This is a genomic window from Thermosynechococcus sp. PP555 (genome assembly GCF_031583225.1).
Taxonomy (GTDB): Bacteria; Cyanobacteriota; Cyanobacteriia; order Thermosynechococcales; family Thermosynechococcaceae; genus Thermosynechococcus.
Genome location: NZ_CP134168.1, coordinates 1,396,405 through 1,410,796, shown reverse-complemented (window position 1 = coordinate 1,410,796; position 14,392 = coordinate 1,396,405). Strand labels below are relative to the sequence as shown.

The window sequence follows — 14,392 nt, the reverse complement described above, 5'->3', positions numbered from 1 at the left end:
TGCTCAATGATTAGTCTCGACGTGAAAACTCCACTTGTAACTGCTGCCCAAGAGGCACTTGCCCCAACGTTTAACGAAATTGATGGCCGCGTTAAGGAAAATTTGGATCGGGTTCTAGGGGCGTTTCGGCAGCAGCGGCTGGGGGTGCATCACTTCAGTAGCATGACGGGCTATGGTCATGGCGACCTAGGGCGTGAGGTGCTGGATCGCGTTTTTGCGCAGGTGATGGGGGCTGAGGCGGCCTTGGTGCGGGTGCAATTTGTTTCTGGTACCCACGCGATTGCCACCGCCCTGTTTGGTGTGCTCCGCCCTGGGGATGAACTGATTTCCCTTGCGGGTGCCCCCTACGACACCCTAGAAGAGGTGATTGGCCTGCGGGGTCGCGGCCAAGGTTCCCTCAAGGACTTTGGGATTCACTATCGCCAGATTCCCCTCCTGAGTACGGGCGAACCGGATTGGGGGGCGATCGCCACCTGTGTTCAACCTCAAACCCGCATGGTGCTCATTCAACGCTCCTGTGGCTATACATGGCGGCCGAGCCTCAGCCTTGAGGACATTGGCAAAATGATCCAACTGATCAAGGGGCAAAATCCCAATGTGGTTTGTTTTGTGGATAATTGCTACGGCGAATTTGTCGAGACCCAAGAGCCGCCCCATGTTGGCGCCGATTTGATTGCGGGTTCTCTGATTAAAAATCCCGGCGGCACGATCGCCACCGCGGGGGGCTACTTAGCAGGACGCGCTGATCTCATTGAGCAAGCCAGTTATCGCCTTACGGCACCGGGGATTGGCCACGAAGGGGGTGCCACATTTGATCAACATCGTCTGCTCTTTCAAGGGCTGTTCTTAGCACCGCAAATGGTCGGCGAAGCCCTCAAGTGCGCCCATCTCTTGGCCTATGTCTTTGACCAATTGGGTTATCCCGTCAACCCCGCCCCCCTTGCCCCCCGCCGCGATGTCATTCAAGCGATCCAATTGGGCAGTCCTGAAAAGCTGATTGCCTTTTGCCGTACGTTGCAACGTTACTCCCCGGTGGGTTCCTATCTTGATCCTGTACCTGCGCCCATGCCCGGCTATGCCGATGATCTAGTGATGGCTGGGGGCACGTTTATTGACGGCAGCACGTCGGAACTGTCTGCCGATGGCCCTTTGCGTCCACCCTATATTGTCTTTTGTCAGGGGGGAACCCACTGGACCCATATGGCCTTGATTTTAGAGGCTCTCCTAGAGGATCAGGCTTTTTGAGGCCAGCCGTAGGCTTGGGCAACCGCTTCCCATTGGCACAAAATGCTCTGCTCAAAGGCGTCCTGCCACGTGGGGCACGTTGCTTGGGTGATCTGGTGTGCCTGTGTTCCCATCCGCTGGCGATAGGGGGCATCATCTAACAGCGGGGTAATGGCGGCTGCCCAATCTTGGGGGTCGCGACTGTAAACCACCACCCCATCCTCCCCTGAGGTTTGGACATATTTGCGCCCGCCATCAAACCCAGAAATAACGACGGGTAATCCTGCCGCTCGTGCTTCCACCACTACATTGGGCCCTGTTTCCGACTCTGAGGGAAAGACAAATAGATCACTGCTGGCATAAATTGCCCCTAATTTTTCTTGGGGTACCTTGCCTGTGAGGGTGACGCGATCGCCCAAAAGGTCTTTGACAAGGGTAGCCTGTGCCCCTTCGCCAACAATCAACACATGGAATGCCTTTCCTTGATTGGTTAACACTTGAGCTGCCTGCGCCAACAGGAGCACATTTTTACTGGCATCTACCCGACCGACAAAAAGCGCGATCGGCACCTCTGGCAGGTGATACTCCTCCCGTAGCCATTGGGGATTGCGAAATCGCGGATGAAAGCGATCGCGATCGATGCCCCGCTGAAACCACGCCACCCGCTCAGGGGGCAAAAACGTGAGCAGCCAATCGGCATCCTGCTGCCGCGAGACCAAGACGCGATCGCTAGCACGCATAAAACCCGCTAATTTACGTTCGGCTCGGTAACCAAACCACTGATCCACTTGTAATTTCTCCAGCCATAGCCACCGCCAAAATTCTCGCCCCCAACTGCGGCCACTCATGCGCCAAATAATTTCCCGCGAATAGGTGCGGGTCAATAAGGGCAAATCCGTGTGAATCGAACTGAGGAGAGGACGATGGTACTGGCGACAAAAGCGGCGCACCGTTTGAGCAAAGCTAAAAGTATCCGTAATGTGAAACACCTGATGTTGGGGTAAATAACGGCGCAATCCCCAATGCAAGGGAGCTACATCGGTCACGCCTGCCCCTTGGCGCATAATTTCCAGTGAGTGCGTGCTGAACTGGGGCGGTAGCAATTGGTAGCGAACATTGGCTGCTACCTCTAGGGTTTGCTGTTTGGCACCAAGGAAGTAAATGGTCAGGTCAACGCGGTCTGGGTAGTGGCTGGCAGCTGCCGCAAAACGTTCCCAACATTTGACGTGTCCCCCGGCATTGGGTTGCCATTCTAGGCAAATAAAGACAGCAACAGATAGTGGTTGTGGCAATCCAGACTCCTCAAGGTTGCGTTTTGCTAAAGATTAACTGAATATCGCATTTAGAGTCATTCACAGTGAGCAATAATGGGCTACCGTAATCGCGCGATCGCCATTCTCTTAGCCTTGGCCGGCATCTTTCTCCCCGGACTCCATAAGTTTTATTTGCGCCAACCCCTGTGGGGTGGCGTTTACCTCATGCTGGGGCTACTCTTTTCGACGGTGCCCTACGGTTCTCTGGGTAGCATTGCTCGCATTGCCTGTGTGATTGAGGCCGTGTGGTATTTGTTTCAGGGAGCCGATGCCTTTGATGCCACCTTCAATCCTGAGATTAGTGCCGTCGTTCCGAAGCTCCCCGCGTCTCGTCTTGAGGAGGCGAATTAATACCGCCAGTAGCGACGACCTTGCCAAAAAATCCCCACGGCTGTGCCAATCAGGAACACCTCTGTGAGTGGAAAAAATAGGGGTCGCAGTCCCAAGGTGCCGCTAAAAAAGCTCAAGAACACACTGGCCATTAGGACACACAGAAATAACGCCCAGAGGGTGCCGCTATAGATCGGCGCTGGGTTAAACCACACCTCCAAAGAGATCACTGCCACCATTCCAAGGCCAATGCTCAGACCAAGGCGGACTAACAGACCCAAAGGAGGCTGAAGTAGGATGATCAACGCCTCGCCGACAGATGCGATGGCACCGGCAATATAGTAAAGCCCCGTATCAAACAGCGCTGCAAGCAGGGCAACAAGAAGACCTGTGGGCACCAGCGATCGCCAAGGCAGTGCCTTAAACTGTTGCCAAGGATCGGACACAAGCAAGACTCACAATAAGTATGTGGGTAGACCCTAGGGCATAGGTAGATCGCCGAGGCTCATTTCCAGTTCCATGCGCTGTTCTATCTGGCGCAGAAAATACCCCGTCATCATGGCTGAGGCCAATAATCCCGCAAGATTGTCGCGATCGGTGGCAATTTGGACATTAAAATCCTCGGAGGGAAGGCCGCCCACGAGACCTTGGACATTCTGGCTGATAATTTGGCGAATTTCTGGACTGACGGAACGGGCAATACGGGTCAAAACTTCTGGCGATTGGCTTTGCAGGTACTTCAGGAGCAGATTGGGCTGCCCATCATCCGTAGAAGACTGGTAGAAATTAGCGTTTCCGGGATCAAAAACCATAGGCAGTGCTCGTTAGTTATGTTAACTATATGTTACCAAACCGAAATGCGCTACTAGAGCGAAGACTCCCGTGCTACCTGCTCTACCTGTAGAATAGACCTCAGCACTCGGTGAGACTGAATACACAAGGATTCTTGCATGACCGCCCTCGATCAGCTTCAGCCTGCCAACCCCCGGGAAGTCAATATCTTTGCCCCCTATATGCGTGCTGAGAAACGTCCGCTGCTGCCCTTGGGCATCGCCCTCTACCGTTTGGGGAAGTTGGAGGGACAACGGGGGATTGAAGGCGGTAACAATGTTGATTTTATTGCCACATGGACAATCGCCAATTTGCCGGCGGATTTATCCCGTTGTACGGTGACCTTTGATAATTCGCCTGATCTCCAGTACGAAATGTCCATCACCACGTTTGAACTGGTGGATCATCTCATTGATGTAATTATTAACTATAAAAAACATCGTATTGCCGATTTTTCAAAAGCGTTTTATCGTAAGCTGTTACGGCTTGACTAAGGATAGCGTGTTCAGGGTTGGGGTTGTGGGAGGAGTAACTAAACGGTGGCGAAGCATTTATTAATTGGTTCCATTGTGCCCTATAGCGGTAAGTCGGCAACGGTTTTAGGCTTGGCCAAGCTCTGTCGCGATCGCCATCTGCGCATTGCCTATGGTAAGCCCTTAGGCACCTACCAACCCGCTACCGAGAGTGAAGACACTGAAGCCGATGTCAGTTTTTTACAGGAAACCCTCAACCTAGAGAATGTGCGGCCGACATTGCTCACGCTGACGCCAGAAGCCATCAAGGCACGGCTCATGGGCACAGATCAGCAGGATTATCGCCAAGCCCTAGCGACTTATCACAATATCAACAGTGAAGACTTGGTGCTCCTCGAAGGGCCAGCCACATTAGCCGAGGGGCGGCTGTTTGATTTGGGGTTAGCTCAGATGGCAGCGGTGTTGGATGCACCCATTTTACTGGTGGTGCGCTACGAGTCCCCCTTGGTGGTGGAATCGCTCCTCCTCGCCAAGTCGGAATTGGGCGATCGCCTATTGGGGGTGATCATCAACGATATTCCCCAACCTGAAGCCCAACCCTTGCCTGCCATTCGCCAATATCTCGAGGCACACCAAATTCCAGTTTTTGGTATGTTGCCCCGCAGTCAGTTGCTGCGCAGTGTCAGTGTCAAGGAATTGGTACGCCAGTTAAATGCCGAAGTTTTGTGCCGTCCGGATCGCTTGGATTTGCTGGTAGAAGAACTCACCATTGGGGCAATGAACGTCAGTGCTGCCTTGAAGTATTTCCGTAAAGCGAACAATATGGCGGTGATTACCGGGGGCGATCGCACCGATATTCAATGGGCGGCCTTGGAGACCTCCACCCACTGTCTGATCCTCACGGGGCATTTGCCGCCTTCCCCTGCGATTCTTGCCCGTGCCGAAGAGTTGGAAATTCCCATTCTCTCGGTGGACTTAGACACCCTAACAGCCGTGGAAATTGTGGATCGTGCCTTTGGTCAGGTGCGCCTCCATGAAATCGCTAAAGTCAAATGCGTCGAACAAATGATGCAGGAGCATGTGGAGGGCGATCGCCTGTTAGCACAACTGGGACTCTTGACCGTTGAGGCCTAGCGCTGGAAGGTTAAGGCAAAAATCAGGACTTGGGTCGGTGTCTTGCCATCAAAGTTGTTGTCGCCAATGATGTAGAGCGATCGCGCCCCATCGGCCAAGGGGGGACCCAAGCTCATCCCCTCCAAATTGGTCAAGGGAATCCCCAGCGTCTTGAAATCCAAAATCAGCCGTTTCTGCACAGGGCGGAGAGTGCGCAGATCAACCGGTAACGTGGCCATGCCAAGGGTATCTGTCGCCCCCGCTAGGGATACTTCAAAGAGCTTGATGCCATGCCCTGCTCCCGGACTATAGGTGCGCTCCAAGCTCAGAAAATGGCCACCATTGTCAAGGGCAAGTAGCTCCACGAGGCCATTAAACACGGCCTCTGAGGGTTCCAAGGGATAGAGATGCTCCGCCACCAACACAGGGGCAACATCCCCCCGCAGGTAATGGAGCAGGCGGCAGTAAATGGGGATATTGGGGCGGACATCTTGGGCAAGGGCCGATTCAACGCCGACAAACAGGCGATCGCCCGCCGGCGAAAGCGTCAGTGCCTCAAAACCAAGATTATTGCGAATGCCCTGCTGACCATTGGGGAGATAGTACTTGGGCATAGGGAGAGCTGCAATGGTTCGTCCATTCGCGCGCTCAAACTCTTTGATCCAAGGGGGGCTAGCCGTGGCCGTTACCCCTTCACTGCTAATTACAAGGTGCCCCTCAGGCGTCAGCGCAATCCCCTCAGTGTCGGCAGTGTTGGGCGGATACACCTCACCATTAGGCTGCTGGAGAAAGGTTACGTCCTTGGGGGTAATGGTTTCGGGAGTGATTTCGAGGGTGTAAAACCGAGGTTGCTGGCGATCGTCACTAATGGCATAGAACTGTTGTTGATGCGGATTGTAGGTCAAACCCGACAGCCCCCCCACCTCGGTATTCTGCCACTGGCTGCCAACAGCTAATTGCACTTCGCCACGAAATTCCACCCCGACATTCAGAAACAGGCGCTCCTCTGCTCGCACTTGAGGGAGGGCACATCCCCACAGGAAGCCAAGGAGCAGAATTGCCGTTAGCAGGTGTCGCCAGGGCATGGGTGTGTCTTAGCGGTTGCGGTTTGTGCCTTGACCGCCCCCCTGTTGATTTGGGCGCTGGGGAGACGCGGGTTGATTCGCTTGATTGGGTCGCTGGGCATTATTGCCACCGCTCTGTTGCACGGCAAACTGAATCGCCTCAGGGGTTTGTACCAGTTGAATTTGACCCGCCACAGGATCGTTGGTGCTCAACATGGTTGCCACCAAATTATCCAGCATGACGACGCGAATCCCGGTATCCTTGGCCAGTTCAGGACGCTGCTGGCGGGCTTGATCCACTTCCCGTTGGAGTTGGGTTTTATCAAAGTAAAAGGGAATAAACCGCTGGGTGCGGGTCTGGCCGTTTTCGCGCATTTGGGCTTCAATGGCAATGGGGTTGCCTGTTTTGCTATCTGCTAGGAAAAAGAGGGGGGTACCGCCCATGAACGGCCTACCATCCTTGGTGAGAATTTTGCCATCGCGTTCCACTAGATCGCCACTTTGTTTGAGCAGATTCACCGCTGCTTCCAGTTGTGGTCTGGAGGGGATAATGTCCACACCAATGGCAGGATTTTTTTGGCTTTCGAGGGCAATTTTCACCGCCCCACTGAGGGCGGCTGCCGAGACCCGCGCCACGCGACCCACCTCCGGTTGCTGGGTTTTAATGGTGTTCAGGGCAGTTTGGGCATCCTGCTGATTGACAAAGAAGGTAAAAACTTGAATTTTCTTGCTTTGATCTTGGGGATTGGGCATCTCAAAGGTCAGCGGTTCCCCCTTATCATTGGTGATCATAAAAATGGGCACATTGTTGAGGATGCGCAACACTTGTTCTTCGGGCAAGGCAGTGGCAATGTCATAGCGGCTGATGGCGGGTGCTAGCCATAGGCTACTCACTAACCCTGCCAAAACACCCAAGTGTGCCAATCTTTTCATACAGTCTCCTAATTCATGCTTGATTGCAGTCGGTTAACTCTCCCAATCCCATTCTTCACGTGTGGAGAGAGGGGCGATCGCCCTGTAGTACCTAACTCACACCAAAACTTATGCACGTAACAAGTGAGTATTTTTACATATGAAGTACTCCCTTTGCTTTCCCACCCTAAGCCAATTTGACGCAAGGGACAAGGGGCAAGTTTCTAAAGCCGATGGGGAACTAGCGTTCAGTATCTAGGGAGCCTATACTGGTGCTGCTTTGGAACCAGCCCTTGCGCCAGAAAAAGAAAAATAAACTGCCCGCCACGGTAAGCATGACCGCCCAGCAGGCTGGATAGCCCCAATACCACTCCAGTTCAGGCATATTCCAAGGGGAGGTATCGGGATCAAAGTTCATGCCATAGATACCGACAATAAAGGTCAGCGGTATGAAAATGGTCGAAATGATCGTCAGAATTTTCATAATTTCGTTCATTTTATTGCCAACGGAAGAAAGATACACATCCATCAAACTGGCCGCCAGTTCACGGTAGGTTTCCACCATATCTAGCACTTGAATGGCATGGTCATAGCAATCTCGTAGGTAGATGCGCACTTCCTCGGAGAGAAGGGGGCTGGGATCGCGAATCATGGCATTGATGGCATCCCGTTGTGGCCAAATGGCACGGCGCAGCGCCAGTAATTCGCGGCGCACTTGGTGGACTTCTTCGAGAATGGCGCGACTAGGACGGGTAACTACGGCATCTTCTAATTCCTCAATGCGCTCGCCGTAGTCTTCTAGAACCGGGTAAAAGCCATCAATAATGGCATCCAAAAGGGCATAGGCTAAATAATCGGGGCCATAGCGACGAATGATGCCGCGACTGGTGCGAATCCGCTGCCGAACCATGTCAAAACAATCCCGTTCGGGTTCTTCTTGTACTGTGAGCAAGAAATGCGGCCCCAAGACAAAGCTCACTTGTTCAGTATAAAAGCCGTGTTCATTTTCCTTGGGGGTGACCATGCGGGTAATCAGCACAAGGTAATCGTCATGATCCTCAACTTTGGGGCGCTGGGGGACATTGACAATATCTTCAAGGACAATGGGGTGCAGGTGAAAAACTTGGCCAAGTCGCCGCATCACGTCTTCATCGCCAATCCCTTGAACATCTATCCAACTGACGGAGGGACTGCTGAGGTAGGGGCCACATTCTTCCGGCGTTTCTAAAACGCGACGGCTGGCCTGATCCGGCTGATAGTCAATGAGAATAATTGTCGGCGGTGGCGCATCGGCCTCAATACTGAGGGTACCGGGCATGGCGCCGGGTTCATCAAAGAAGTAATCTTCGAGATAGTTATCTTCTTCCTCGGCGGGGGGTGTGGGGTCTGGCGGGGCAGCACTACGGAAAAAGTGAAAGGGTTTTCTGGCCATAAAAGGGGAAATCGACAGAGTGCAAACGGGCTAACTAGAAACCTAGGGCAAATGGGGCGGCAACGTCCCAAAATCGCCTGAAAAGTTAAGATTTTTAAGTGTAGTGGCATTCACGGTGGGAGCGGTGTGGTGAATTCTCAAGTTTCGAGAACCTCAGTGCCAACTTGGGTGGCCATTGCCCAACTGTTGCGGTGGCATAAGCCTGCGGGTCGTTTGATTCTCCTCATTCCGGCGCTGTGGTCCTTAACTTTGGCGAGTGAGGGCTTGCCGTCGTTGCAGTTGCTGCTGATTATCACGGTGGGGGCGATCGCCACCAGTGCGGCGGGCTGCATTGTCAATGACTGCTGGGACCGCAATATTGACCCCCATGTGCAGCGGACTCAAAACCGCCCCCTAGCCAGTCGCCGCCTTTCCCTCAGTGTGGCCTTGGGCTTGATGGTGATTGCCTTCCTCTGTGCTTGGGGATTGACGTTTTACCTCACTCCCTTGGGGTATTGGCTGGCGGTGGCCGCAGTGCCGGTGATTCTGCTCTATCCCTTGGCGAAGCGAGTCTTTCCCATTCCGCAACTCGTTTTGGCAGTGGCTTGGGGGTTTGCTGTCCTCATTCCTTGGGCAGCGGTACAGGGACGCTTAACCTTGACCACCGCGTGGTTGTGGGCGGCAGTGGTGATGTGGACATTGGCCTTTGATACGGTGTATGCCATGCCCGATCGCCCCGACGATCGCCGACTGGGAGTAAATTCCAGTGCCTTATTTTTCGGTGCCTATGCGCCCTTGGCGATCGCGCTGTTTTATGGGCTGACGGTGGTGTTCCTGATCATTGTTGGCTGGAGTGCGGGACTCACTTGGCGATTTTGGCTGGCCTTGGCCGTGACCACCTACTTTTGGCTGCGGCAATCTCTACAAATTTATACCCACGAACGCCGTGACACCCAAACCACAACGCTCCCCATTCAGACCTATGGTCGTTACTTCAATGAAAATGTCTGGTTGGGCTTTTTGCTCTGGGTGGGGATGTGGTGCCCTAGGCCTTAGTCAAGAGCTTGGGGGAAACCTGCCACGGCACAATGGCCAGAATATCCACTTGGGCACAATATTTGAGATCGGCTTCATTGCCAAGGTTGAGCAGGCGCTGCCCGTGGCTGGAATGGTGAAAGAGGGTCAATAGATCATCTTGGTAGTAGCGGTACAAAGCAGTGGCAGCAATAGTTTCGTCATTACCCGCAAGGGCTTCGAGGGGGGCATCCTGCTGACCCCAGAGGTGATGAATCAGCGCGCCAGCACAGACGGTATCTTCGAGGGAATAGCTACCTTCCCAGCCCGAACCAACAATCCAGATGGTTTCCGGTTGATGTTTTTGGACAAACTCGGCAACGGCAGCACGGTTGACAAGGGCGGCGGCAAGAACGAGGGGACTGGCTTGAATTCGCTCAAGGGAACGGGTGCCATTGGTGGTGCTCATAAAGAGGCGACATCCTTTTACCCGCTCTGGCAAGCATTCAGCAGGAGAGTTGCCCATGTCAAAGCCAGCAACTTTTTTCCCACCCCGTTCACCAACGCGAATCCGCTTGGCTGCCGGCCACTGCTGACTCACTTGTTCTAGCTCTGCTAGATCACTAAAGACTTGAACGGCTTCTGCGCCAGCCGCAAGAGCAGTGGCGATCGTAGTGGTTGCCCGCAGGACATCAACAGCAATGGCACAGTCGGGTTGCCAGTCGGCTGGTACACGCTCTGGTGTGTGGTAGGTATAGATTTTCATAAATGGAAGGGGAGCTTGGCTACGATGATCCTTGATACATAAAGTATGTCACCATTGGGATCACTGTAGCGGCGATTAGCAGGGCAACGACGATAATTGTGGCGGAGCGATCGTCGGTTTCCTCTTTGCTCTTGTAGGTTTTCTCGACAACCACTTCGCGTACTACGGGCGGGCCTGGATCCGGTTCGCCTTTGAGGACTTTCGCAAGACGATCGACGGTGTCAAGGACTGATTGATTGTAGTTGCCATCCCGTAGGGGCACCCGCATCGTTTCTTGGACAATACTTTCGGCAGTTTCAGGATTCAAGCGTTCGGCCACGGCCTCGCCATAGTGAATCGCTGTGCCATTGGTAACGGTATCGAGGGCAATGATCACCTGATTGGCTTGGGACTCAGGATCGGGAAACCACTGGTTAAAGAGGTCATCCACAAAGCTCTGGGGGGTTTCACCATAGTCGAGGCGGTGCAGTGTAACTACATGAACATTGATGCCCGCTGCCTCGGAGAGGTCTTGGAGCGATCGCCCGACACTGCCTTGGGTGACGGCACTAAGCACATTACCTTCATCAACGACCCCGGCCGCTGTTTCCGGCAAAGGGATATCGATCGCGCTGGTTGCCCAGACGGGGGTGACCCACAACGTACTAGCGAGTAGTGCCAGCAAAAGATAGCGAATGCCGTTTTTCCAAGCCACTTGCCAATCCATCTGTGCTTAATCCTGTATCTCTCAATGCAATTTTCTCAGATGTTGCTTGCAAAAATAAATTTTCTTCTAACAAATCTTAAAACGATGGCCAGAAAATTGCTTTACCAAGGAGCGCCCACGAGTGTAAAGCCTGCCCAAAAATAAGGTGCTTGGAATCTTGAATATCTCAGAAGGTGTAATTGAGCCTTTTGCAGAGCAGCAACTTTACTAGCAGTGTGGTGCAGATGGCCATAGAAGTGTTCCATGAGTTCTAGGGTACCCGCATCACTCACTTGCCAGAGGCTAGCGACGGCACTTTTGGCACCCGATTGAAGGGCAAGACCCGCAAAGCCTAACTCCGCGCGATCGTCTCCCAGAGCGGTTTGACAGGCACTTAAAACCAGCAGTTCGAGAGGGGGTTGCTCTAGATTAAGTTGAGGGAGGTTTTGCAGCGTGACTGTTTCACTGCCCCACAGTTGAATAAAGGACTCTTGGGCTTGACCGGGGCGAAACAAGGCATGGGTAGCCAGATGAACGATGCCATCAGATCAGCTTGCGACACTGCTGGCACAGTCAGCAACAGTGGCTCTCCCTGTAGAGAGGTAACTAAGAGCTTAATCTCGTTGGCCGTTGGTGCCAAGTGCAAAAGAGCTGTGTGCCAACCCGTACGCTTGGACATTTGCCTGAGAATGCGCTGAATGGCAGAGGGATTGAGTCGCCGACTAGTAAATTGATTTTGAAAATAAACTTCATATTCCCGTTGCCAAGTGGCCTCGCGACCTGTGAGAAATTCCCCTGCACCAGCGGGTAAGGCACTTTGAGCAATGGACTGAAGAGACAGCACCAACACCAGAGCAATACAGATTCGGAGGAGGTATCGGTGCATCTTTAGTGTTCCAAGAAAGTGTTGTCGTTCTAGCCAAGCTATATCTTAGCCAATGCACCATTCAAGTGTTTTTTTCAGAGGAGAGACAGTGACTGCCAATGCAGAATTCAACACTGGACGATAGACATTGAGCCAGCGAGTAATGGTGGACTCGTTGCGATGGAGCAACTAGGCAATTTGTGGACGGCTTTTGGATGGATAGTCCCCTCGTTTAAGACCTATAAGCTTAATGTTACAAAGAGCTAGCAAAAATCATTTTTCCTTGGCATAGCTGTAGGCTCGATGCCACGCTTTTGCCTGACTAGGGCGGGTGATCCGCATCCAGTGACGACTCAGGGGAGGCGAGATGAGAGTGTGCAGAAGCAGCCACAGGGTTTGTAATTCACTGGGGGCTTTTTGCCATTGCCAACGGTTGGGTTCACAAAAAAGTAAGGTGACCAATTGGCGGTATTGAGCCAAGGTCAGGGGGTCAAAGTAAATCTCTAGGGTCGTTGGATTGGGCATATCAACAACTTGGCCGCTGAGGTCAATGCCTGACTCCAAAAGCCGACAGGTGAGGGGTACACCCATTGCGGAGGGGGGGAGGGGTTGATGCAGATGCACGATCGCCCCCCCTTCAGAAAGGCGAATTGTCGTGCCCCACAGGGCAGTGGTTTGATCCCAAGCGAGATGGAGTTCAACGGTTTGCTGGACATTGAGCCAATCATAGGGATCGGGGCGGGGGCGTTCGATGAGGCTGTAGAGGGCAAGGGCGAGAATTACCAGATTGTAGAGGTTCCAGACCCATGCCAGTAGTAGCCCCTTGGTGTGTAATGCCTGCCAATTTAATACAGCAGCCGCCACAGAGAGAAGAAAAAGCACGAGGAGCGGTGCCGCTAGGTGCCACTGAAAATGGTAGCGATCGCGATAACTCCCCTTGGGAGTCACCCAAAAGCCGCGACCAAAGGGACGCAACAACGTGTCAATCACTGTCAATGTCAACGGCACACATTGAAGAACCGCATAAATATCAGATACCAAGGCAGAGCGACTTTGACCATTGAGCCAGCGGAATGTACTCAACAGCAGCCAGTAGTAGGGCACAAAATAGTAGAGCCACTGCCGCAGGGTGGTTTCAAGGGGGACGACACCCCAAAAGGCGGCAATCAAGGGCAACAGCAGCAACAGCAAACGCATGGGACTGTGAAACCATTGCGTGATCCCCTCTAGGTGGGCAAGGCGCTGAAGCCCAGTGAGATTGGGTACCCGCAGTGGACTTGCCACAATGAATAATCCTTGGAGGGTGCCCCGTGCCCAGCGTTGACGTTGACGAATATGCGCCGTCATTTCCTCTGCACACAAGCCCGCACTGAGACTTTCATTCAGGTAAATCAACCGATGACCTGCTGCCGCCAATTGAATTCCTGTGTAGTAGTCCTCGCTGAGGGATTCAGTAACAAAGCCGCCAATGGCCTCGAGGGCCGATCGCCGCACCAAAAAGGAACTGCCGTAGCACAGCGCTGTTTCAATGCCATCCCGCAGGACTTGATAGTGACGGGAAAAAATTTCCACCTCTTGGGGTAGGTGATCCTCGAGGCCAAGGTTACGGGCAATGGGATCGGGATTGTAAAAGCTCTGGTAGGTTTGGACAAGGCCGATATCAGGGGTCTGAAAAAAGCCCACAGTGCGGGTGAGAAAATTTCGAGTGGGAACAAAGTCAGCATCAAAGACCGCAATCAGTTCACCCTTGGTCTGCGTAAGGGCATGGTTCAGGTTGCCCGCTTTGGCATGGCGATTGTCTGGACGGCTGAGGTACTCACAGCCCAGTTCACAGGCCAATTCCCGTAGGGCAGGGCGACGGGTATCGTCAAGAACATAGATACGTTTGTGGGGATAGTCGAGGGCTTGGCAGCCAACAATCGTGCGTCGCAAAATCGTCAGGGGTTCATTGTAGGTCGGAATAAAAATATCCACCCAAGGCTGATAGTGGCCACTTTTGACCGCAAGGGCAGCAGCATCGGCTTCAGGGCGACGGTTTTTAATGTGCAAGAGGAGGTAGAGTTGCAGGCCATAGCCCGCCATCATAAAACCTTCAATCGCCAGTAGGAGTAGGCTAAAGGTGGCCTCTAGGGGAGTGCGTAGATTGAGGGTAGCGAGCGATCGCCACAGCAGATAATGCAGCATCACGGCCATTAAACTGCCAACAACCACAGCCCGCGCCCACTGCTGCTGCACTTTCCCCCAGCGCAAAACAATACTGCTGAGAAGCACCATCAAGCACAATGGCCAAAAAATCCACGGCTTGTCCAACTGTTCAATGGCGAGCCAAGGAGGGACAGGGGGCATCGCTGGAGCCTCAAGCAACTGAATAGTAATGTAACGAAATGTAAA

Annotated in this window: 15 protein-coding genes; 5 read left to right on the top strand and 10 right to left on the bottom strand. The window is 53.2% G+C overall.

Annotation, left to right across the window (positions count from 1 at the left end):
* Window positions 1-21: 21 nt before the first annotated feature.
* Window positions 22-1,245 (top strand): methionine gamma-lyase family protein, encoded by a 1,224-nt coding sequence (locus RHH27_RS06805; RefSeq protein ID WP_302677868.1) that lies wholly within the window; start codon window positions 22-24, stop codon window positions 1,243-1,245.
* Here RHH27_RS06805 and RHH27_RS06800 read toward each other — a convergent pair.
* Window positions 1,233-2,516 (bottom strand): glycosyltransferase, encoded by a 1,284-nt coding sequence (locus RHH27_RS06800; RefSeq protein ID WP_206199509.1) that lies wholly within the window; start codon window positions 2,514-2,516, stop codon window positions 1,233-1,235. The two genes, RHH27_RS06805 and RHH27_RS06800, sit on opposite strands and share 13 nt — an antisense overlap.
* Window positions 2,517-2,591: 75 nt before the next feature.
* Here RHH27_RS06800 and RHH27_RS06795 point away from each other — a divergent pair, with 75 nt between their 5' ends.
* Complete coding sequence (locus RHH27_RS06795) at window positions 2,592-2,888, top strand: TM2 domain-containing protein (protein ID WP_225901511.1); 297 nt, start codon at window positions 2,592-2,594, stop codon at window positions 2,886-2,888.
* Here RHH27_RS06795 and RHH27_RS06790 read toward each other — a convergent pair.
* Together RHH27_RS06790 and RHH27_RS06785 are read right to left on the bottom strand one after the other, a co-directional pair.
* A complete protein-coding gene (locus tag RHH27_RS06790; protein ID WP_302676393.1) occupies window positions 2,885-3,313 on the bottom strand; it encodes a hypothetical protein in 429 nt (142 codons plus the stop codon). The genes RHH27_RS06795 and RHH27_RS06790 overlap by 4 nt on opposite strands.
* A gap of 33 nt (window positions 3,314-3,346) precedes the next feature.
* Window positions 3,347-3,679, bottom strand: a complete 333-nt coding sequence (locus tag RHH27_RS06785) for a DUF760 domain-containing protein (RefSeq protein ID WP_206199507.1) — start codon at window positions 3,677-3,679, stop codon at window positions 3,347-3,349.
* Window positions 3,680-3,817: 138 nt separating this feature from the next.
* Between RHH27_RS06785 and ebsA the strand changes: the two genes are divergently transcribed.
* Window positions 3,818-4,192: a type IV pilus biogenesis protein EbsA gene (gene ebsA, locus RHH27_RS06780; RefSeq protein ID WP_206199506.1), complete on the top strand. Its 375-nt coding sequence runs from the start codon at window positions 3,818-3,820 to the stop codon at window positions 4,190-4,192.
* Window positions 4,193-4,237: 45 nt separating this feature from the next.
* On the top strand, window positions 4,238-5,305 hold the full coding sequence (locus RHH27_RS06775) for a phosphotransacetylase family protein (protein WP_302677867.1): 1,068 nt from the start codon (window positions 4,238-4,240) through the stop codon (window positions 5,303-5,305).
* On the opposite strand, the gene RHH27_RS06770 is transcribed toward RHH27_RS06775, so the two are convergent.
* The 3 genes from RHH27_RS06770 to corA all read right to left on the bottom strand — a co-directional run bounded on the left by RHH27_RS06770 (window position 5,302) and on the right by corA (window position 8,692).
* Window positions 5,302-6,369 carry an esterase-like activity of phytase family protein gene (locus RHH27_RS06770; RefSeq protein WP_302677866.1) on the bottom strand — a complete coding sequence of 356 codons (1,068 nt, stop codon included), beginning with the start codon at window positions 6,367-6,369 and terminating at the stop codon, window positions 5,302-5,304. The genes RHH27_RS06775 and RHH27_RS06770 overlap by 4 nt on opposite strands.
* A gap of 9 nt (window positions 6,370-6,378) precedes the next feature.
* The gene (locus tag RHH27_RS06765; RefSeq protein WP_302676396.1) at window positions 6,379-7,281 is read right to left on the bottom strand and encodes a Tic22 family protein; all 903 of its coding nucleotides are present in this window, start codon (window positions 7,279-7,281) and stop codon (window positions 6,379-6,381) included.
* Between the two features lie 220 nt (window positions 7,282-7,501).
* On the bottom strand, window positions 7,502-8,692 hold the full coding sequence (gene corA, locus RHH27_RS06760; RefSeq protein ID WP_206199502.1) for a magnesium/cobalt transporter CorA: 1,191 nt from the start codon (window positions 8,690-8,692) through the stop codon (window positions 7,502-7,504).
* Window positions 8,693-8,848: 156 nt separating this feature from the next.
* Between corA and RHH27_RS06755 the strand changes: the two genes are divergently transcribed.
* Window positions 8,849-9,727, top strand: coding sequence for a 4-hydroxybenzoate solanesyltransferase (locus RHH27_RS06755; RefSeq protein WP_286668923.1), 879 nt, complete (start codon window positions 8,849-8,851; stop codon window positions 9,725-9,727).
* Here the strand turns inward: RHH27_RS06755 and RHH27_RS06750 are convergent.
* From RHH27_RS06750 to RHH27_RS06735, 4 genes are all read right to left on the bottom strand, one after another.
* Window positions 9,717-10,451, bottom strand: coding sequence for a 2-phosphosulfolactate phosphatase family protein (locus RHH27_RS06750; RefSeq protein WP_149818073.1), 735 nt, complete (start codon window positions 10,449-10,451; stop codon window positions 9,717-9,719). The genes RHH27_RS06755 and RHH27_RS06750 overlap by 11 nt on opposite strands.
* 19 nt (window positions 10,452-10,470) lie before the next feature.
* The gene (psb32, locus tag RHH27_RS06745; protein WP_302677865.1) at window positions 10,471-11,157 is read right to left on the bottom strand and encodes a photosystem II repair protein Psb32; all 687 of its coding nucleotides are present in this window, start codon (window positions 11,155-11,157) and stop codon (window positions 10,471-10,473) included.
* Between the two features lie 101 nt (window positions 11,158-11,258).
* The gene (locus RHH27_RS06740; RefSeq protein WP_302677864.1) at window positions 11,259-11,651 is read right to left on the bottom strand and encodes a CHAT domain-containing protein; all 393 of its coding nucleotides are present in this window, start codon (window positions 11,649-11,651) and stop codon (window positions 11,259-11,261) included.
* 623 nt (window positions 11,652-12,274) lie between these two features.
* Entirely contained in the window at window positions 12,275-14,347 is a 2,073-nt protein-coding gene (locus RHH27_RS06735; RefSeq protein ID WP_302677863.1) for a glycosyltransferase, read from the bottom strand.
* Window positions 14,348-14,392: the final 45 nt, after the last annotated feature.